General features: G+C 53.3%; 15 protein-coding genes, 4 tRNA genes and 1 pseudogene. 18 read left to right on the top strand and 2 right to left on the bottom strand.

The features are described 5' to 3' along the window. Positions 1–26 precede the first annotated feature (26 nt). Together ACOTX7_RS05560 and ACOTX7_RS05555 are read right to left on the bottom strand one after the other, a co-directional pair. Positions 27–1,982, bottom strand: coding sequence for an alkyl/aryl-sulfatase (locus tag ACOTX7_RS05560; protein ID WP_260630789.1), 1,956 nt, complete (start codon positions 1,980–1,982; stop codon positions 27–29). 330 nt (positions 1,983–2,312) lie between these two features. Further along, positions 2,313–3,029, bottom strand: coding sequence for a GntR family transcriptional regulator (locus ACOTX7_RS05555; RefSeq protein ID WP_000197182.1), 717 nt, complete (start codon positions 3,027–3,029; stop codon positions 2,313–2,315). 180 nt (positions 3,030–3,209) lie between these two features. Here ACOTX7_RS05555 and mngA point away from each other — a divergent pair. The 18 genes and pseudogenes from mngA to nadA all read left to right on the top strand — a co-directional run bounded on the left by mngA (position 3,210) and on the right by nadA (position 19,345). Next, a pseudogene (mngA, locus tag ACOTX7_RS05550) lies at positions 3,210–5,126 on the top strand (PTS 2-O-a-mannosyl-D-glycerate transporter subunit IIABC). A 23-nt stretch (positions 5,127–5,149) separates the two neighbouring features. Then, positions 5,150–7,795 carry a mannosylglycerate hydrolase gene (gene mngB / locus ACOTX7_RS05545; protein ID WP_221813072.1) on the top strand — a complete coding sequence of 882 codons (2,646 nt, stop codon included), beginning with the start codon at positions 5,150–5,152 and terminating at the stop codon, positions 7,793–7,795. A gap of 670 nt (positions 7,796–8,465) precedes the next feature. Beyond that, positions 8,466–10,034 (top strand): cytochrome ubiquinol oxidase subunit I, encoded by a 1,569-nt coding sequence (gene cydA / locus ACOTX7_RS05540; RefSeq protein WP_006809571.1) that lies wholly within the window; start codon positions 8,466–8,468, stop codon positions 10,032–10,034. Between the two features lie 15 nt (positions 10,035–10,049). Then, a complete protein-coding gene (gene cydB / locus ACOTX7_RS05535; RefSeq protein ID WP_006809570.1) occupies positions 10,050–11,189 on the top strand; it encodes a cytochrome d ubiquinol oxidase subunit II in 1,140 nt (379 codons plus the stop codon). A 14-nt stretch (positions 11,190–11,203) separates the two neighbouring features. Next, entirely contained in the window at positions 11,204–11,317 is a 114-nt protein-coding gene (cydX, locus tag ACOTX7_RS05530; RefSeq protein WP_006177208.1) for a cytochrome bd-I oxidase subunit CydX, read from the top strand. Further along, positions 11,317–11,607 (top strand): cyd operon protein YbgE, encoded by a 291-nt coding sequence (gene ybgE, locus ACOTX7_RS05525; RefSeq protein ID WP_006809569.1) that lies wholly within the window; start codon positions 11,317–11,319, stop codon positions 11,605–11,607. Before cydX ends, ybgE begins: the two co-directional genes overlap by 1 nt. 147 nt (positions 11,608–11,754) lie before the next feature. Beyond that, complete coding sequence (gene ybgC / locus ACOTX7_RS05520; protein ID WP_003858593.1) at positions 11,755–12,159, top strand: tol-pal system-associated acyl-CoA thioesterase; 405 nt, start codon at positions 11,755–11,757, stop codon at positions 12,157–12,159. Further along, positions 12,156–12,848 (top strand): Tol-Pal system protein TolQ, encoded by a 693-nt coding sequence (gene tolQ / locus ACOTX7_RS05515; protein WP_008501101.1) that lies wholly within the window; start codon positions 12,156–12,158, stop codon positions 12,846–12,848. Before ybgC ends, tolQ begins: the two co-directional genes overlap by 4 nt. 3 nt (positions 12,849–12,851) lie before the next feature. Next, positions 12,852–13,280, top strand: coding sequence for a colicin uptake protein TolR (gene tolR, locus ACOTX7_RS05510; protein ID WP_003858589.1), 429 nt, complete (start codon positions 12,852–12,854; stop codon positions 13,278–13,280). A gap of 28 nt (positions 13,281–13,308) precedes the next feature. Further along, positions 13,309–14,559 (top strand): cell envelope integrity protein TolA, encoded by a 1,251-nt coding sequence (gene tolA, locus ACOTX7_RS05505; protein ID WP_032673582.1) that lies wholly within the window; start codon positions 13,309–13,311, stop codon positions 14,557–14,559. A 129-nt stretch (positions 14,560–14,688) separates the two neighbouring features. After that, on the top strand, positions 14,689–15,981 hold the full coding sequence (tolB, locus tag ACOTX7_RS05500; RefSeq protein WP_205921350.1) for a Tol-Pal system beta propeller repeat protein TolB: 1,293 nt from the start codon (positions 14,689–14,691) through the stop codon (positions 15,979–15,981). 34 nt (positions 15,982–16,015) lie between these two features. Further along, entirely contained in the window at positions 16,016–16,537 is a 522-nt protein-coding gene (pal, locus tag ACOTX7_RS05495) for a peptidoglycan-associated lipoprotein Pal (protein ID WP_003858578.1), read from the top strand. Positions 16,538–16,546: 9 nt separating this feature from the next. Continuing rightward, entirely contained in the window at positions 16,547–17,335 is a 789-nt protein-coding gene (cpoB, locus tag ACOTX7_RS05490; protein ID WP_006809563.1) for a cell division protein CpoB, read from the top strand. A gap of 161 nt (positions 17,336–17,496) precedes the next feature. Next, positions 17,497–17,572: transfer RNA gene (locus tag ACOTX7_RS05485), tRNA-Lys, on the top strand. A 27-nt stretch (positions 17,573–17,599) separates the two neighbouring features. Beyond that, positions 17,600–17,675 (top strand) — tRNA-Val (locus ACOTX7_RS05480). A gap of 3 nt (positions 17,676–17,678) precedes the next feature. After that, a tRNA-Lys gene (locus ACOTX7_RS05475) sits at positions 17,679–17,754 on the top strand. Between the two features lie 141 nt (positions 17,755–17,895). Then, positions 17,896–17,971 (top strand) — tRNA-Lys (locus ACOTX7_RS05470). Between the two features lie 330 nt (positions 17,972–18,301). After that, positions 18,302–19,345, top strand: a complete 1,044-nt coding sequence (gene nadA, locus ACOTX7_RS05465) for a quinolinate synthase NadA (RefSeq protein WP_221257094.1) — start codon at positions 18,302–18,304, stop codon at positions 19,343–19,345. The last annotated feature ends 10 nt before the right edge of the window (positions 19,346–19,355 follow it).

The raw sequence follows: 19,355 nt of genomic DNA, 5'->3' as shown, positions 1-19,355 counted from the left end.
CCGCTAAAGGCGGGAGCCGTCAGCGTTTACGGGGTGACGATATTGAACATTTGCGGGAAGACATCCAGCAGGGCGAGTAATTCGTCCAGTTTCTGCGGGTTACCCTTCATCGATACCGTGCCATCATTGAGGATTTTATCCACGGGCGCGCTATGGCTTATCAGCCGCGCCACATCGACGACATTGGCTTTGAGGCTAAATGCCGCATCGGTAAATGGCTGCCCTTTGCGATAAATAATCACGCTGTTATTCAGCTCCACGCCGTAGGTGTCGCCCTCAGGCACGGTCCAGTTAAAACGAAGGGTTTTGCCGTCCGCTTTCGGACCGTTTAACGTCACGCCCATATAATCAAGCAGGGTTTCAGGCGCGATGCTGGCGGTTAAATCGCTGTCCAGCGTACTGGCGACCGGCAGGACAGGAACGCCATCACGAAGTTCTTTCGCACCGCTGAGATATTCATTGCGCCAGATGGCGTTTTCGCTTTGATAACCCAGTTGCGTAAAGATGTCGGCCTGAAGATCTTTCGCCTGCTTGTTATCAGGATTGGCGAAAATGAGATGATTCAGCAGCTGTGCCGCCCAACGGTAATTCCCGCTGTCCGCCGCCTGTTTCGCCTGCTGATACACCTTTTCCTCGCCTCCCATCAGGCGAACATATCTCGGGGCGGCCTCTTTCTCCGGAAGGGGGTTCAAATTAGCGGGGTTGCTGTCATACCAGCCCATGTAAAACATATACATTGCTTTGGCGTTATGGCTGAGCGAGCCGTAATAGCCCCGGTTAGACCACCGTTTGCCGATGCTGTCTGGCAGGGTAAGTTTTTCAGCCACTTCATCCATGGTGTAGCCTTTATTGATGAGATTCAGCGACTGATCGTTGATGTATTTGTACATGTCGCGCTGAGAGGCGATGTAATCTTTTACCCGCGCATTATCCCAGACGGGCCACAGATGCTGGCTGAGCGCGATCTCCGCCTGATCGCCATATTTTATCAGCGCTTTATCCAGCGCTTTCCACCAGTTAACGGCGCTGCGGGCTTTCGCACCACGCAGGGTATAGAGGTTATGCATCGTGGCGTTGTAGAGCTCGGAGCCATCAAACACTTTGAACTGTGGGAACCACATCATCATTTCTGATGGCGCTTCTGCGCCCGGCGCGAGCATAAAATTCACCTCAACGCCGTCAATGTTTTCGCGCTGCTCGGGCTGGCTAATGATATTGGTGGGGGTGATGAGCGTGTTTTTGCTGGTGGCGATAGTTTTACCGATCCCATCGTCCACCTGGCCTACAGCGCTGGGTTTGACCATCATCGCGTACATATAAAGCGCGCGACGACTCATCGCGTTACCGGCCAGGAAGTTTTCGCTGGCGGCTTCTTCCATAAACCCTTCGGGCGCATATATTTTGACTTTGCCGCTTTTCACATCCGTTTCTGACACCACGCCTTTGACGCCGCCAAAGTGGTCGAGGTGGCTATGGGAATAAATCACCGCGACAACCGGTTTTTTAGGCCGATGCTGATAATACAGTTCCAGCCCGGCGCGCGCGGACTCGGGAATAACCAGTGGGTCGATGATAATTAATCCGCTATCGCCTTCTATGATAGTCATGTTTGAAATATCGATGCCGCGTATTTGATATACGCGGTCGGTCACTTTAAAGAGACCGTTAATATTATTTAACTGCGCATGGCGCCAGAGCGAAGGGTTAACGGTATCGGGTGCTTCACCTTTTAAAAATGACCAGTTTTCAAGGTTAACAACCGGTTTGCCGTTGTCTTTTTTTATTATTAAAGGATCGATGGTGGCGATAAATCCACGTTTTGCATCGTCGATATCGCGCTTGTCGTTGAAATTAAGCTTCTGATACATCGCCGCGTTGTTTTCACGGGTGTACGCAGAGGCAGCGGGGGCGACGCGGGTCGCGCAGACCTGCCCGGATACCGCCAGGGTAAGCATGAGGAAAGCTATTTTCTTGAGTTTCATATCCTGAATCCCTTTGTGTAAAAAACCACGCTGAGAATGAGGCATAATGAAATCGGAAAAGAGATATTATATCCGCGAGTAGTATGAACCGTTCGCCTTATAAACAAAAGCGTGGCAATTTATTGCTTTAGCGAATGAATAACGGAAAGCCAGCGTGGATAAGGGGTAAACGCGTGGGCTTTGTCAAAATCAGAATAATAAGCGTGAGCGCGCTCACTGTATGTTATTTGTTTCGTAAATACTATTTTTGTCGGCCCTTACAAAAAGGTACACAAAGAAATATTTCATCCTATTAATTATTATGCCCTGTTGTTATACAGGCCATAAATTTTAGTGATGACGACGCGCAATTAACGTGAAGCGGTAATCTTCGCTTTTAAAACTGTTGCGGCTATATTCAAAAACTCGGCCATCTTTGAGAAAGCCGCGCGAAATTTTTTCCAGGATCGGTTTGGCGGGATCAATCCCCAGCGCGGCGATCACGTCTTCATCCGGCATGACCGGGACGATCTCCTGTTCGCTGCGATCGATAACCATTTTTTTGATCTGCTCAATGTAGTGATATTTGGAATTTTCCATCACTTCCCAGGTCAGGTCAGGAAAGAGCGCCAGCGGCATCCATGTCTCTTCCAGCGTCACCGGTTTTTGCTTAATAAAGCGCACGCGTTTGACATGCCACACTTTTTCGCCCGTTGCCAGCAGCAGCGTCTGCGCCAGGGGGGCATCCGCTTTCACAACTTCAAAAATCTGCACATCGCTGTGGGTTTCAACGTTCCGGTCCGCGAGTTTTTCGTAAAAGCTGGTGAGCTGATAAATGTCGTAATTGACCCGCTCCTCCTTCACATACGATCCGCTGCCCTGAATGCTCTCAATGATGTTTTGCTCGGTGAGCAGCTTAAGCGCCTGACGCACCGTGACGCGGCTGACGCCGTACGCCTCCTGAAGGGTGGATTCGGTGGGTAACGCATCCCCGGGCTTGAGTTCGCCCTCCTGAATGTGCTGGCGCAACGCATCTGCAATCTGTCGGTACATCGGTTTACGGGTCATGTCATTCCGTTTTTGTATTGTTTTCTTAATACTATTCTCGCTAATTATGCACCGTCAGGGGGCGTTGTAAATAATACAAATTAAATACAAATATGCGATATCGGTGAAAATGATCACATAAATGTATTGTTTATTCTGCCAGACTCGCTGCATGCTTTTTTTGATAGGGTGAGAATGATGATTAACCTGACGGCGTTAACGCATCCTGATGCGCTGTGCCTCAATGCACATTTCAGTAGCCGTGAAGACGCTATTCACGCGCTGGCTGAGCGGCTGGTCTCGCTTGGCAAAATTACCGACTCGCAGTCTTTCCTTGATGAAGTGTTTGCCCGCGAAAGCCTGGGCCCGACGGCGCTGGGCGAGGGGCTTGCCGTGCCGCACGGGAAAAGCTCAGCGGTGAAAGAAGCGGCCTTTGCGGTGGCAACCTTGCAGGAGCCGCTGTTGTGGGAAGGTGTGGATGGCCCGGAGCCGGTCGAGCTGATTTTTTTGCTGGCAATCCCTCCTGCGGAAGCAGGCAGTACGCACATGCAACTCTTGACAACGCTGACCACCCGGTTGGCGGATGATGAACTGCGCGCGCGCGTGCAGGCTGCGTCCACCCCTCAGGCGCTTCTGGCGGCATTGGATACGAATGCGCTGACGCAGGCGAGTACGCTTTCTCAGGATGCACCAACCGTTGTCTGTGTTACCGCCTGTCCGGCCGGGATCGCCCATACCTACATGGCCGCGGAGTACCTGGAAAAAGCGGGGCGCAAGCTGGGCGTCAGGGTGGTGGTCGAAAAGCAGGGGGCGAACGGCATTGAAGGGCGCATCACCGCCCGGCAGTTGCAGGAGGCAAAAGCGTGCATTTTTGCCGCAGAAGTGGCAATCAAAGAGCGTGAGCGTTTTCAGGGGATCCCCGCCATTACGGTGCCCGTGGCGGAACCCTTGCGCCATGCTGAAGCGCTCATTGAGCGTGCGCTGGCGCTACCGCCTGTATCCGATGCGCGTCCTGCGCATGTCGACCCTGACGCGAAAAAGTGCGTTAAAACCTAACTCAAGCAGGCGCTTCTCAGCGGTATCTCTTTTGCGGTTCCACTGATTGTCGCTGGCGGCACGGTGCTGGCCGTGTCGGTACTGCTGGCGCAAATCCTCGGCTTGCAGCATCTGTTCGATCAGGAAAACTCGTGGCTGTGGATGTACCGCAAACTGGGCGGCGGAATGCTCGGTATTCTGATGGTGCCTGTTCTGGCGGCCTATACCGCTTACTCGCTGGCAGATAAACCCGCGCTGACGCCGGGCTTTGCGGCCGGTCTTGCCGCCAATATGATCGGCTCCGGTTTTCTGGGCGCTATCGTCGGCGGGCTGATTGCGGGCTACCTGATGCGCTGGGTGAAAAATCACGTCCGTCTGAGCAGCCGGTTCAACGGCTTCCTGACCTTTTATCTCTATCCGGTGATCGGCGTGCTGGGCGCGGGCAGCCTGATGCTGTTTGTGATCGGCGAGCCGGTGGCCTGGCTTAATAACACGCTCACCGCCTGGCTTAATGGTCTGTCCGGCGCGAATGCGCTGCTGCTGGGGGCGATCCTCGGCTTTATGTGCTCGTTCGATCTGGGCGGTCCGGTCAATAAAGCTTCTTACGCGTTCTGTCTGGGCGCGATGGCTAACGGTGTCTACGGGCCTTATGCGATTTTTGCCTCCGTCAAAATGGTGTCGGCCTTTACCGTGACGGCGGCAACGATGCTGGCCCCGAACCTGTTTAAACAGTTCGAAATTGAGACCGGCAAGTCCACCTGGCTGCTGGGGCTGGCGGGTATTACCGAAGGGGCAATCCCGATGGCTATCGAGGATCCGTTGCGGGTCATCGGCTCATTTGTTCTGGGGTCAATGGCGACCGGAGCGATTGTCGGGGCGATGGGAATTGGGCTTTCCACCCCGGGCGCGGGCATTTTCTCTCTCTTCTTACTGCATGATGCCGGGCTGGGCGGCGCGATGGCCGCTGCGGGCTGGTTTGGCGCCGCGCTGGTTGGCACCGCCATTTCTACGCTCATTTTACTGCTCTGGCGACGCCATGCCGTGAAGCGCGGCACCTACGTGACTGAAGACATAACATCCTAAACACGCACTGACAGGAAACGAAGATGAAAGCAGTATCTCGCGTTCATATCACGCCACATATGCACTGGGACCGTGAGTGGTACTTCACCACCGAAGCGTCACGTATTCTTCTGGTCAACAATATGGAAGAGATCCTCACCCGTCTTGAGCAGGACGCAGAGTATAAATACTACGTTCTCGACGGCCAGACGGCGGTGCTGGAAGATTATTTTGCCGTGAAGCCGGAAAACAGACCACGCGTGAAAGCGCTGGTGGAGGCCGGGAAGTTAATCATCGGACCGTGGTATACCCAGACCGATACCACCCTCGTCTCCGGCGAGTCGATTGTCCGAAATCTGATGTACGGCATTCGCGACTGTCTGGCCTTGGGCGAGCCGATGAAAATTGGCTATCTGCCAGACTCTTTCGGCATGTCCTCCCAGCTGCCGCACATTTATAACGGTTTCGGCATCACGCGCACCATGTTCTGGCGCGGCTGTTCCGAGCGGCACGGTACCGATAAAACGGAGTTTCTCTGGCAAAGCCAGGACGGCAGTGAAGTCACGGCGCAGGTGCTGCCGCTGGGCTACGCGATTGGTAAGTACTTACCGGAGGATGAAGCCGGGCTGCGGAAACGGCTCGACGCCTGGCTCGAGGTGCTCGAAAAAGCCTCCGTGACGAAAGAAATTTTGCTGCCTAACGGCCATGACCAGATGCCGCTCCAGCAGAACATTTTTACGGTGATGGATAAGCTCCGCGAAATCTACCCGCAGCGTCAGTTTGTGATGAGCCGCTTCGAGGAGGTGTTTGACCACATCGACGCGCACCGCGATGAACTGGCGACGCTGAAAGGGGAGTTTATTGACGGTAAATATATGCGGGTGCACAGGACGATCGGCTCCACGCGGATGGACATCAAAATCGCTCACGCCCGGATAGAGAATAAAATCGTCAACGTCCTTGAGCCGCTGGCCACGCTTGCGTGGACGCTGGGCTTTGAGTATCACCACGGCTTGCTGGAAAAAATGTGGAAAGAGATCCTCAAGAATCACGCCCACGACAGTATCGGCTGCTGCTGTAGTGACAAAGTGCATCGCGAAGTGATGTCCCGCTTCGAGCTGGCGGAAGACATGGCCGATAACCTGACGTGCTTCTATATGCGCAAGATCGTCGACAACATGCCGCAGAGCGATGAAGACAAACTGGTGATGTTTAACCTGATGCCCTGGCCGCGTGAGGAGGTGATCAACACCACGCTGCGTCTGCGCGCCAGCCAGTTCCGCCTGCTGGACGATAAGGGGAATGAAATTCCTTACTACCTCCGCAGCGCACGCGAGATCGACCCCGGGTTGATTGACCGGCAGATTGTGCATTACGGCAACTACGATCCATTTATGGAGTTTGACATTCAGGTCAAACAAATTCTGCCATCAATGGGTTACCGCACTCTCTATATTGAGCCACATGTGGCTGGTAAGGTTCTCGACGCGGCGAAGTCCCCGGAGGCTTTGCTGGAAAATGCGTTCTGGGAGATCGCCTTAAACGACGACGGTACCCTGCGTCTGCGTGATAAAGAATCCGGGCTTATCTATGACCGGGTACTTGAAATTGAAGAGAGTTCGGATGATGGCGATGAGTACGACTACTCGCCATCACGGGAAGAGTGGAGACTCACTTCTGCACAGGGCGAGCACGAGGTTGAGGTGATCCACGACGCCTGGCAGAGCAGGGCGATAATCCGCCATCGTATGGCGGTACCGGCAGATCTCGCCGAGCGCTCGGCGCGCCAGCAGACGGGAACGCTTGAGGCAGAACTCACGGTTACGCTCAGCCACAACAGCCGACGTATCGACGTCGAGGCGCGTCTGGGAAATCACGCGGATGATCACCGCGTGCGGGTGCTGATCCCGACGCCGTTCACCACGGACGCGGTGTTAGCCGATACCCAGTTCGGTTCGCTGACGCGCCCTGTTCAGGATGACGCGATGGCGAACTGGCAGGAGGAGGGCTGGAAGGAAGCGCCGCTGCCGGTGTGGAATCTGCTCAACTACGCTGTGCTCCAGGAACGGCGTAACGGGCTGGCGCTGTTCACCGAAGGGTTACGCGAATTTGAAGTGACTGGCGAGCGTCAAAAAACCTTTGCCCTGACGTTGCTTCGCGGCGTGGGGTTGCTTGGGAAGGAAGATTTACTTCTGCGTCCGGGCAGACCGTCCGGGATCAAAATGCCGGTGCCTGATTCACAGATGCGGGGCCAGTTAACCTGTCGCTTTAGCCTGTTCAGTTTTACTGGTACGGCCGTCAGTGCCGGTGTTGCGCACCAGGCGAAGTCGTGGTTAACGCCGGTGCACTGCTATAACAAAATTCCGTGGGATGCGATGAAGCTTAATCGTGCCTCTTTCACCACGCCCTGTAGCTACAGCCTGCTAACGCTGACGCCAAATGGATGTGTGCTCAGTGCGCTGAAAAAGGCGGAAGATCGTGATGAGATGATTCTGCGTCTGTACAACCCGTCGGAGACCCGCACCTGCGATGTGGCGCTGTCGGTGAACCGTGCTGTTCTGGCGTGTTGCGAAACGGACATGAATGAGGCCGTTAACGCGCAGGGGGAGGACGGCTCGGGTATTACGGGGCCATTCCGGCCAGGCCAGTCACGCACCTTCAGCATAAAAATTGAAAGGTCATCCTCATAACAATATAAAGGCCGCATCACCTGCGGCCTTTATTTCATCAAATAGTCACGAAAGGGTGTTAATTTTGAGGTTATAAAAGTGAATAAAATGTAATCATTTGGGCTGGTAGCAAAGTAAAAGAAAAATACTGTGAAGCGGCTAACATTATAGGTTTGTCTTCCTGCAAAACGTGTTTTTTCACGGGCGTTAATAAAAATCACAACTATTTATATCTTCTTCTGGCTTTTATAACCATCAATGCCTTTAAATATACATATCCTTAACAAGGCCTTTACTATCCGCATCACAAAGAAACATCATTAACAGTTCTGGCTGATTTTGATTTAAATCAATGTTTAATCCTTGGAAAAAGGCTCCAAAAGGCGTTAAATTGTTCCCGATCAAAATGGCCGAAAAGTGGTAATTTTGCTATAAATTGATCGCCGTCGAAAAACGTAAATCTGTTCGAATAAAAACCTGTTTATTGTAAGGGTTTTGCAGCGTATTATATTTACGGGATCAATTTGGTTTTTTCTTAACGTATTTGTAACCTTTCATCATTGCTTTTTCCTCCTGTTGAGAATAAGCAACGAAGAAGGGACGCAGATAACTTTGTATTGGGGCATGCGTGTGGATCCTTATCTAACGGGGTTCACTCTCGGAGTCTTCATGCGATGAGCAAGGAGTCATAATGTTAGACGTAGTCGAACTGTCGCGCTTACAGTTTGCCTTGACCGCGATGTACCACTTCCTGTTTGTGCCGCTGACGCTCGGTATGGCGTTCCTGCTGGCCATCATGGAAACGGTTTACGTCCTCTCCGGCAAACAGATTTATAAAGATATGACCAAGTTCTGGGGCAAGTTGTTTGGTATCAACTTTGCGCTGGGCGTGGCAACCGGTCTGACCATGGAGTTCCAGTTCGGAACCAACTGGTCTTACTATTCCCACTATGTCGGGGATATTTTCGGTGCGCCGCTGGCCATTGAAGGTCTGATGGCCTTCTTCCTCGAATCCACCTTTGTAGGTCTGTTCTTCTTCGGTTGGGACCGTCTGGGTAAAGTCCAGCATATGGCGGTAACCTGGCTGGTGGCATTAGGCTCCAACTTGTCCGCACTGTGGATCCTGGTGGCGAACGGCTGGATGCAAAACCCCATTGCGTCTGATTTCAACTTCGAAACCATGCGTATGGAGATGGTCAGCTTCGCTGAGCTGGTCCTGAACCCGGTTGCCCAGGTTAAGTTCGTTCACACCGTGGCGTCTGGCTATGTGTGCGGCGCGATGTTCGTGCTGGGCATCAGCTCCTACTATATGCTGCGCGGCCGTGACTTCGCGTTCGCCAAGCGTTCTTTCGCTATTGCAGCAAGCTTCGGTATGGCCGCGATTCTGTCTGTTATTGTTCTGGGTGATGAATCCGGTTACGAAATGGGCGACGTGCAGAAAACCAAACTGGCCGCAATTGAAGCTGAATGGGAAACCCAGCCAGCGCCAGCCGCGTTTACCCTGTTCGGTGTGCCCGATCAGGAAGCACAGGAAAACCGCTTCGCCATTCAAATTCCTTACGCTCTGGGTATTATCGCCACGCGCTCCGTCGACAAACAGGTGACTGGCCTGAAAGATCTGATGGTGCAGCATGAAGAGCGTATCCGTAACGGGATGAAAGCCTACTCACTGCTGGAACAGCTGCGCGCTGGCTCTACCGACCAGGCCGTTCGCGATCAATTTAACGACGTGAAGAAAGACCTCGGTTACGGTCTGCTGCTGAAACGCTATACCCCGAACGTCTCCGACGCGACGGAAGCGCAAATTCAGATGGCAACCAAAGACTCTATTCCACGCGTTGCGCCGCTGTACTTCGCGTTCCGCATCATGGTGGGTTGCGGCATTATCATGCTGCTGATCATCGCCGCCTCGTTCTGGTCAGTCATTCGTAACCGTATCGGTGAGAAAAAATGGCTGCTGCGCACGGCGCTGTACGGTATCCCACTGCCATGGATTGCTATCGAGTCCGGCTGGTTTGTTGCGGAATATGGTCGTCAGCCGTGGGCGATCGGTGAGGTGCTGCCAACGGCGGTAGCGAACTCCTCCCTGACCGCAGGTGACCTGATCTTCTCCATGCTGCTGATTTGCGGTCTGTACACCCTGTTCCTGGTGGCTGAACTGTTCCTGATGTTCAAGTTCGCGCGCCTTGGCCCAAGCAGCCTGAAAACCGGTCGCTACCACTACGAGCAGTCTGCTGCGACTACTCAGCCGGCACGCTAAGACAGGAGTCATCAAATGATCGATTATGAAGTATTGCGTTTTGTCTGGTGGCTGCTGATCGGTGTTCTGCTGATTGGTTTTGCGGTCACCGATGGTTTCGACATGGGCGTGGGCATGCTCACCCGTTTCCTCGGTCGTAATGACACCGAGCGTCGAATCATGATTAACTCCATCGCCCCGCACTGGGACGGTAACCAGGTGTGGCTGATCACCGCAGGCGGCGCGCTGTTCGCTGCCTGGCCGATGGTTTACGCGGCTGCGTTCTCCGGCTTCTATGTGGCGATGATTCTGGTGCTGGCCTCTTTATTCTTCCGTCCGGTCGGTTTTGACTACCGTTCCAAGATTGAAGACACCCGCTGGCGTAACATGTGGGACTGGGGCATCTTCATCGGTAGCTTCGTTCCTCCGCTGGTCATTGGTGTGGCGTTCGGTAACCTGTTGCAGGGTGTGCCGTTCCACGTCGACGAATACATGCGTCTGTTCTACACCGGTAACTTCTTCCAGCTGCTGAATCCGTTTGGTCTGCTGGCGGGCGTGGTGAGCGTGGCGATGATCATCACGCAGGGCGCAACTTATCTTCAGATGCGTACCGTGGGTGAACTGCACCTGCGTTCCCGTGCTACCGCTCAGGTGGCGGCGCTGGTGACTCTGGTCTGCTTCGCTCTGGCAGGCGTGTGGGTGGTGTACGGTATTGATGGATACGTGGTGACCTCCGCGATCAACCATACTGCGCCGTCTAACCCGCTGACTAAAGAAGTGGCGCGTCAGGCCGGTGCATGGCTGGTGAACTTCAATAATACCCCTGCGCTGTGGGCTATCCCGGCTCTGGGTGTGCTGCTGCCGCTGCTGACCGTGCTGACGTCTCGTCTGGAGAAAGGCGCTCTGGCGTTCGTGTTCTCCTCACTGACGCTGGCGTGCATCATCCTGACGGCGGGTATTGCCATGTTCCCATTCGTGATGCCGTCCAGCACCATGATGAACGCTAGCCTGACCATGTGGGATGCAACGTCCAGCCATATGACGCTGAACTTAATGACCTATGTTGCTTGCGTGTTCGTTCCGATTGTTCTGGCATACACAATCTGGTGTTACTGGAAAATGTTCGGTCGTATTACTAAAGAACATATCGAAAGCAACACCCACTCTATGTACTAAGTAAGGAGCTGAATATGTGGTATTTCGCATGGATTTTAGGGACGCTTCTTGCCTGTGCATTTGGTGTCATCACTGCCCTGGCGCTTGAGCATGTAGAAGCGTCTAAAGCGGGTGAAGAAAAACACTGATGAATATTATCGCAACGCTGTATGCGGTAATGGATAAGCGCCCCTTGCGGGCGCTTTCTTTAGTGATGGCATTACTGCTGGCTGGCTGTATCTTCTGGGACCCGTCGCGCTTCGCGGCAAAAACCAGCGAGCTTGAGATCTGGCACGGCTTCCTGATGATGTGGGCGGTGTGCGCAGGTGTGATTCACGGTGTCGGCTTTCGTCCGAAAGCCCTTCACTGGCAAGGCATCTTCTGCCCACTGATTGCCGATCTGGTTCTCCTCGCCGGTTTGATTTTCTTCTTCTTCTGAATAAGAAATGTCCGTTAACGTTATGGGCTTACCCGAGCCCATAAAAATTTACTCTCCGTTTACTTTCCCCCATTCCAAACCAGCATTCCCGCGCGTATAGTAGCAAAGTTTGAAAGCTCCAATTTTCTTGTATTACCGGGATGTAAAGTGAATACAACGCTGTTTCGATGGCCGGTACGTGTCTATTACGAAGATACCGATGCCGGTGGTGTGGTCTACCACGCCAGCTACGTTGCTTTTTATGAACGGGCACGCACAGAGATGCTGCGCCATCATCACTTTAGTCAACAGGTGCTGTTGGCTGAGCGAGTTGCCTTCGTGGTACGCAAGATGACGCTTGAGTATTTTGCGCCTGCCAGACTCGACGATATGCTCGAAGTCCAAACAGAAATTACATCAATGCGCGGAACTTCACTGGTTTTCACGCAGCGGATAGTCAATGCAGAGAACACGGTACTGAACTCAGCTGAAGTCCTGATTGTTTGTGTTGATCCAACCATAATGAAGCCTCGTGCGCTTCCTAAGTCTATTGTCGCGGAGTTTAAGCAGTGACTGACATGAATATCCTTGATTTGTTCCTGAAGGCAAGCCTTCTGGTTAAACTTATCATGTTGATTTTGATTGGTTTTTCAATCGCATCCTGGGCCATCATTATCCAGAGAACGCGTATCCTCAATGCCGCTGGCCGCGAAGCCGAAGCCTTTGAAGATAAGTTCTGGTCGGGTATTGAGCTTTCTCGTCTGTATCAGGAGAGCCAGGGGCGCCGTGAAAACCTGACCGGCTCCGAACAAATTTTCTATAGCGGATTCAAAGAGTTTGCTCGTCTGCACCGGGCAAACAATCATGCGCCGGAAGCCGTCGTGGAAGGGGCGTCGCGTGCGATGCGTATCTCCATGAACCGCGAGCTGGAAAATCTTGAAACGCACATTCCTTTCCTCGGAACCGTTGGCTCCATCAGCCCGTATATCGGCCTGTTTGGTACGGTTTGGGGGATTATGCACGCCTTTATCGCGCTGGGCGCGGTGAAGCAGGCAACGTTGCAGATGGTTGCACCGGGTATCGCAGAAGCACTGATCGCGACCGCAATCGGTCTGTTCGCCGCAATTCCGGCGGTAATGGCGTACAACCGTCTGAACCAGCGCGTGAACAAACTGGAACTGAACTACGACAACTTTATGGAAGAGTTCACCGCGATTCTGCATCGTCAGGCGTTTACCAGCACCGAGAGCAACAAGGGGTAAACCATGGCCAGATCGCGTGGACGAGGTCGTCGCGAGCTCAAGTCCGAAATCAATATCGTTCCGTTACTGGACGTGCTGCTGGTGCTGCTGCTGATCTTTATGGCGACAGCGCCCATCATCACCCAGAGCGTGGAAGTTGATCTGCCGGATGCAACAGAATCACAGGCGGTAAGCACCAATGACGATCCTCCGGTCATCATTGAGGTTTCCGGCGTAGGGCAGTATAGCGTGGTGGTCGAGAAAGATCGTATGGATCAGCTTCCGCCAGAGCAGGTTATTGCTGAAGCGCAACGACGCCTGGAGTCAAATCCGAAGACGGTCTTCTTAATCGGTGGTGCGAAAGACGTACCATATGATGAAATTATCAAAGCGCTGAACTTGCTACATAGCGCGGGCGTTAAGTCAGTTGGCTTAATGACTCAGCCTATTTGATCATCTGCGTAGTTTTTGGGAACCGATAGTGTCAAAGGCAACCGAACAGAACGACAAGCTTAAGCGAGCGATAATCGTCTCCGCAGTGCTGCACGTGATTCTTTTTGCAGCGCTGATCTGGAGTTCGTTCGATGAGCACATTGATGCATCGGGAGGCGGTGGAGGCTCGTCCATCGACGCCGTCATGGTGGATCCCGGTGCGGTAGTGCAGAACTATAATCGCCAGCAACAACAGCAGGCGAGCGCAAAACGTGCGGAAGAGCAGCGTGAAAAACAGGCGCAACAGCAGGCGGAAGAGCTGCGTGAAAAGCAGGCCGCCGAGCAGGAACGTCTGAAGCAGCTTGAGAAAGAGCGTTTGCAGGCGCAGGAAGCCGCCAAAGAGCAGGCGGAGCAGCAGAAACAGGCTGAAGCCGCAGCGAAAAAAGCGCAGGAACAGCAGAAGCAGGCGGAAGAGGCGGCAGCCAAAGCCGCAGCAGACGCGAAGGCGCAGGCAGATGCACAGGCGAAATTAGCCGCAGAAGCGGCTAAGAAAGCGGCTGCTGACGCACAGAAGAAAGCAGAGGCCGAAGCCGCGAAGAAAGCCGCTGCTGATGCACAGAAGAAAGCAGAAGCTGAAGCCGCGAAGAAAGCCGCAGCGGATGCGCAGAAGAAAGCCGAAGCGGAAGCCGCCAAAAAAGCTGCGCAGGAAGCAGAGAAGAAAGCGGCTGCCGATGCTGCCAAAAAAGCGGCCGCCGCTGAGAAAGCTGCGGCAGAAAAAGCCGCTGCCGCAGAGAAGGCCGCCGCAGATAAAAAAGCCGCCGCCGCGAAAGCCGCTGCCGATAAAAAAGCGGCTGCCGAAAAAGCCGCAGCGAAAAAGGCTGCTGCTGAAAAAGCCGCCGCTGCCGCCGGTGTTGACGACCTGCTTGGCGACCTGAGTTCCGGTAAAAATGCACCGAAAACAGGCGGTGGAGCGAAAGGCAGTGGCCAGCCGTCGAAAGACAGCGGTACCTCCGGCGCCAACGGTGGGGCGACTGGTGCAGATATTAGTGCTTACGCTAAGCAGATCCAGGTTGCGATTCAAAGCCGCCTCTTTGATGCAGGCCTGTATCAGGGCAAGCAGTGCGTATTGCATATTAATCTTGCGCCAGATGGCAGGTTAAAAAGTGTGACGTCTGAAGGGGGCGATCCTGCGCTTTGTCAGGCAGCGTTGGCCGCCGCAAGATCGGCGAACATTCCTAAACCGCCTAATGAGGCTGTTTATGAAAAGATAAAAGATGCCAAACTGGACTTTAAGCTGTAATCATCTCCTCTAACGGAAGTATGAAAAACAGTCTATTGTCGTAAACAGGATAAGTAGTTTTGTCTATTTGGGTTTGTTAACATTCTGCTAAATTATCGTGGGTAAGGTTACCCAGATAAGGGAGATATGATGAAGCAGGCATTACGTGTAGCATTTGGTTTTTTAATGCTGTGGGCAGCTGTACTGCACGCAGAAGTACGTATCGAGATCACCCAAGGGGTGGACTCGGCGCGTCCAATCGGTGTCGTTCCGTTCCAGTGGGCAGGGCCAGGTGCCGCGCCTGAAGATATTGGCGGCATTGTCGCAGCTGACCTGCGTAACAGCGGTAAATTTAATCCCTTAGATCGTTCTCGTCTGCCACAGCAGCCGGGTACTGCGCAGGAAGTTCAGCCTGCCGCATGGTCTGCTTTGGGTATTGACGCGGTGGTTGTCGGACAGGTTACCCCTGCACCAGACGGTGGCTATAACGTCGCTTATCAGCTGGTGGATACCGGCGGGGCGCCGGGTACCGTTCTGGCTCAAAACACCTATAAAGTGAACAAGCAGTGGCTGCGTTACGCAGGTCATACTGCGAGTGACGAAGTGTTCGAGAAGCTGACCGGTATTAAAGGTGCGTTCCGTACCCGTATCGCGTACGTAGTACAGACCAACGGCGGCCAGTTCCCTTATGAGCTGCGCGTCTCTGACTACGATGGCTACAACCAGTTTACCGTACACCGTTCTCCGCAGCCGCTGATGTCTCCGGCATGGTCTCCGGACGGCTCTAAGCTGGCGTACGTAACCTTCGAAAGCGGCCGTTCCGCGCTGGTTATCCAGACGCTCTCTAACGGTGCTGTGCGTCAGGTTGCGTCATTCCCGCGTCACAACGGTGCACCTGCGTTCTCTCCGGATGGGACTAAACTGGCGTTTGCCCTGTCTAAAACCGGTAGCCTGAACCTGTACGTGATGGATATTGGTTCTGGTCAGATCCGTCAGGTCACGGATGGTCGTAGCAACAACACTGAGCCAACCTGGTTCCCGGACAGCCAGAATCTGGCCTTTACGTCTGACCAGGCAGGTCGTCCACAAGTTTATAAAGTGAATATCAACGGCGGAGCAGCGCAGCGTATTACCTGGGAAGGTTCTCAGAACCAGGATGCTGACGTCAGTGCCGATGGTAAAACAATGGTAATGGTCAGCACTGCGGGTGGTCAGCAGCACATTGCCAAACAAGATCTGGTAACGGGGGGCGTACAAATACTGTCGTCAACGTTCCTGGATGAAACGCCAAGTCTGGCACCTAACGGCACCATGGTAATCTACAGCTCTTCTCAGGGGATGGGATCCGTGCTGAATCTGGTTTCTACAGATGGGCGTTTCAAAGCGCGTCTTCCGGCAACTGATGGACAGGTAAAATCACCTGCCTGGTCGCCGTATCTGTAATAATAATTAATTGATTACTAAAGGAATCTTAGAAATGCAACTGAACAAAGTGCTGAAGGGGCTGATGATCGCTCTGCCTGTTATGGCAATCGCAGCGTGTTCTTCTAACAAGAACGCAAGCAATGACCAGAGCGGCGAAGGCATGATGGGTGCCGGCACCGGTATGGACGCTAACGGCAATGGCAATATGTCTTCTGAAGAGCAAGCGCGTCTTCAGATGCAGCAGTTACAGCAGAACAACATCGTTTACTTCGATCTGGATAAATACGACATCCGTTCTGACTTCGCTGCGATGCTGGATGCGCACGCAAACTTCCTGCGTAGCAACCCGTCTTACAAAGTCACCGTAGAAGGTCACGCGGACGAACGTGGTACTCCGGAGTACAACATCTCCCTGGGTGAACGTCGTGCAAACGCTGTTAAAATGTACCTCCAGGGTAAAGGCGTTTCTGCTGACCAGATCTCCATCGTTTCTTACGGTAAAGAAAAACCAGCAGTACTGGGTCACGACGAAGCGGCTTACTCCAAAAACCGTCGTGCCGTACTTGTTTACTAAGAGAATTGCATGAGCAGTAACTTCAGACATCATCTGATGAGTCTGTCGTTACTGGTTGGAATAGCGGCCCCCTGGGCCGCTTTTGCTCAGGCACCAATCAGTAGTGTCGGCTCAGGCTCGGTAGAAGACCGGGTCACTCAACTCGAGCGTATTTCTAACGCTCACAGCCAGCTTTTAACTCAACTCCAGCAGCAGCTTTCCGATAACCAGAATGATATTGATTCTCTCCGTGGTCAGATCCAGGAGAGTCAGTATCAGCTTAATCAGGTTGTGGAGCGCCAGAAGCAAATCTTGTTGCAGATGGATAGCCTGAACAGCGGCGGAGCAGCAGCCCAGCCAGCGGCAGGCGATCAAAGCGGTGCGGCAGCGCCTGCACCTGCGGCAGATGCTTCCGCGTCGTCTGGTGCGCCTGTACAGAGCGGTGACGCGAATACGGACTATAACGCGGCCATTGCCCTGGTGCAGGACAAATCGCGTCAGGACGATGCTATCGTTGCGTTTCAGAACTTCGTTAAGAAGTACCCTGATTCCACTTACCAGCCAAATGCGAACTACTGGCTGGGTCAGTTGAATTACAACAAGGGTAAAAAGGATGATGCGGCGTTTTATTTTGCCTCTGTGGTGAAAAATTACCCGAAATCACCGAAAGCGCCTGATGCGATGTATAAAGTCGGCGTGATCATGCAGGACAAAGGCGACACTGCAAAAGCCAAAGCGGTTTATCAGCAGGTGGTTGCGAAATTCCCGGGTACCGACGGCGCTAAACAAGCGCAAAAACGTTTGAGTTCGATGGGTTGATTACCGCATGACCAGAAATCGCGTTATTTCTGGTCGTGCAGAATGATTCCTAAGCAGTTAAGTGATCTTCATCGAAATTTTTGTTGCGCTGAATTCTTAAATCAGTAATATATGCCGCCGTTGCCACGGGATATCAAACAACGTGAAAGCAGCGCAAAAGTGGGTCGTTAGCTCAGTTGGTAGAGCAGTTGACTTTTAATCAATTGGTCGCAGGTTCGAATCCTGCACGACCCACCACTTAAAGCAGTTCCGGCAGTACAGAGTGGGTGATTAGCTCAGTTGGTAGAGCATCTCCTTTACACGGAGGGGGTCGGCGGTTCGAGCCCGTCATCACCCACCACTCGGGTCGTTAGCTCAGTTGGTAGAGCAGTTGACTTTTAATCAATTGGTCGCAGGTTCGAATCCTGCACGACCCACCAATTTTAATGTCTTACTCAGATATTAAACGTGAAGGATAACGTTGCTTTAGCAACGGCCCGAAGGGCGAGGCGAAGCCGAGTCATCCTGCACGACCCACCAATTTTATTGGTTCCGAGTGATAATTCAGGCAACACCCGAATGGGTCGTTAGCTCAGTTGGTAGAGCAGTTGACTTTTAATCAATTGGTCGCAGGTTCGAATCCTGCACGACCCACCAATTTTAATGTCTTACTCAGATATTAAACGTGAAGGATAACGTTGCTTTAGCAACGGCCCGAAGGGCGAGGCGAAGCCGAGTCATCCTGCACGACCCACCAATGTAGAAAGGCGCCCTAAAGGCGCCTTTTTGCTATCTGTCGTTCGCCCGTGCTTTGTAGGTCGGGTAAGGCGAAGCCGCCACCCGACAATTGCCGCCAGCATCAATTCCCGATGACATTTCCCCTCAGATTCGCTATCTTGTTTAGTATATAAAACACCATTGCCTCATTTTTGTTATCTCATGCAAAAGAAAGGCAATATTGTTAAGCCAGCAAAACGAGAAGCCATAATGAGTGTGATGTTTAATCCCGAAACCGCAATCTATCCCTTCCCGCCGAAGCCTGCTCCGCTAAGCCGGGATGAGAAGCAGTTTTATCGTGAGAAAATCAAGCGCCTTCTTAAAGAGCGTGATGCGGTGATGGTGGCGCATTACTACACCGACCCGGAAATTCAGCAACTGGCGGAAGAGACGGGCGGCTGTATCTCAGACTCCCTGGAGATGGCGCGTTTCGGTGCTAAACATCCTGCCTCCACGCTGCTGGTCGCGGGCGTTCGTTTTATGGGGGAAACGGCAAAAATCCTCAGCCCGGAAAAAACGGTTCTGATGCCGACGCTGAACGCTGAATGTTCCCTCGACCTCGGTTGCCCGATTGACGAGTTCACCGCCTTTTGTGATGCCCACCCCGACCGTACCGTTGTGGTCTACGCCAACACCTCCGCTGCTGTAAAGGCCCGGGCAGACTGGGTAGTGACGTCCAGTATCGCCGTTGAGTTGATTGAACATCTGGACAGCCTGGGGGAGAAAATCATCTGGGCGCCCGATCGCCATCTGGGAAATTACGTGCAAAAACAGACCGGTGCGGATGTGCTGTGCTGGCAGGGTGCCTGTATCGTTCACGACGAGTTTAAGACCCAGGCACTGACACGCATGAAAGGGTTATACCCGGACGCCGCCATTCTCGTGCACCCGGAATCCCCGCAGTCCATCGTCGACATGGCGGATGCCGTCGGCTCCACCAGCCAGCTTATACATGCCGCGAAAACCCTGCCGCACAAACAGCTCATTGTGGCGACCGACCGCGGTATCTTCTACAAGATGCAGCAGGCCGTGCCGGAAAAAGTATTGCTCGAAGCGCCGACCGCCGGAGAAGGGGCGACCTGTCGCAGCTGCGCGCATTGCCCGTGGATGGCGATGAATGGACTCAAGGCGATTGCGGAGGGGCTGGAGAACGGTGGCGCAGCGCATGAAATCCACGTGGATGCCACCCTGCGTGAAGGCGCGTTAATTCCGCTTAACCGTATGCTGGATTTTGCGGCTACACTACGTACTTAACTCATTACGC

This window comes from Enterobacter cloacae complex sp. IR5418 (genome assembly GCF_049238105.1).
GTDB lineage: Bacteria > Pseudomonadota > Gammaproteobacteria > Enterobacterales > Enterobacteriaceae > Enterobacter > Enterobacter hormaechei.
This window is presented reverse-complemented; position numbering and strand designations above follow the sequence as displayed.

Excerpts from the sequence above, each read along its gene's own strand:
- pal (WP_003858578.1), top strand. The coding sequence starts at position 16,016 with ATGCAACTGAACAAAGTGCTGAAGGGGCTGATGATCGCTCTGCCTGTT.
- mngB (WP_221813072.1), top strand. The coding sequence starts at position 5,150 with ATGAAAGCAGTATCTCGCGTTCATATCACGCCACATATGCACTGGGAC.
- cydX (WP_006177208.1), top strand. The coding sequence starts at position 11,204 with ATGTGGTATTTCGCATGGATTTTAGGGACGCTTCTTGCCTGTGCATTT.
- nadA (WP_221257094.1), top strand. The coding sequence starts at position 18,302 with ATGAGTGTGATGTTTAATCCCGAAACCGCAATCTATCCCTTCCCGCCG.
- ACOTX7_RS05555 (WP_000197182.1), bottom strand. The coding sequence starts at position 3,029 with ATGACCCGTAAACCGATGTACCGACAGATTGCAGATGCGTTGCGCCAG.
- cydA (WP_006809571.1), top strand. The coding sequence starts at position 8,466 with ATGTTAGACGTAGTCGAACTGTCGCGCTTACAGTTTGCCTTGACCGCG.
- cydB (WP_006809570.1), top strand. The coding sequence starts at position 10,050 with ATGATCGATTATGAAGTATTGCGTTTTGTCTGGTGGCTGCTGATCGGT.
- cpoB (WP_006809563.1), top strand. The coding sequence starts at position 16,547 with ATGAGCAGTAACTTCAGACATCATCTGATGAGTCTGTCGTTACTGGTT.
- ACOTX7_RS05560 (WP_260630789.1), bottom strand. The coding sequence starts at position 1,982 with ATGAAACTCAAGAAAATAGCTTTCCTCATGCTTACCCTGGCGGTATCC.
- tolR (WP_003858589.1), top strand. The coding sequence starts at position 12,852 with ATGGCCAGATCGCGTGGACGAGGTCGTCGCGAGCTCAAGTCCGAAATC.
- ybgE (WP_006809569.1), top strand. The coding sequence starts at position 11,317 with ATGAATATTATCGCAACGCTGTATGCGGTAATGGATAAGCGCCCCTTG.
- tolB (WP_205921350.1), top strand. The coding sequence starts at position 14,689 with ATGAAGCAGGCATTACGTGTAGCATTTGGTTTTTTAATGCTGTGGGCA.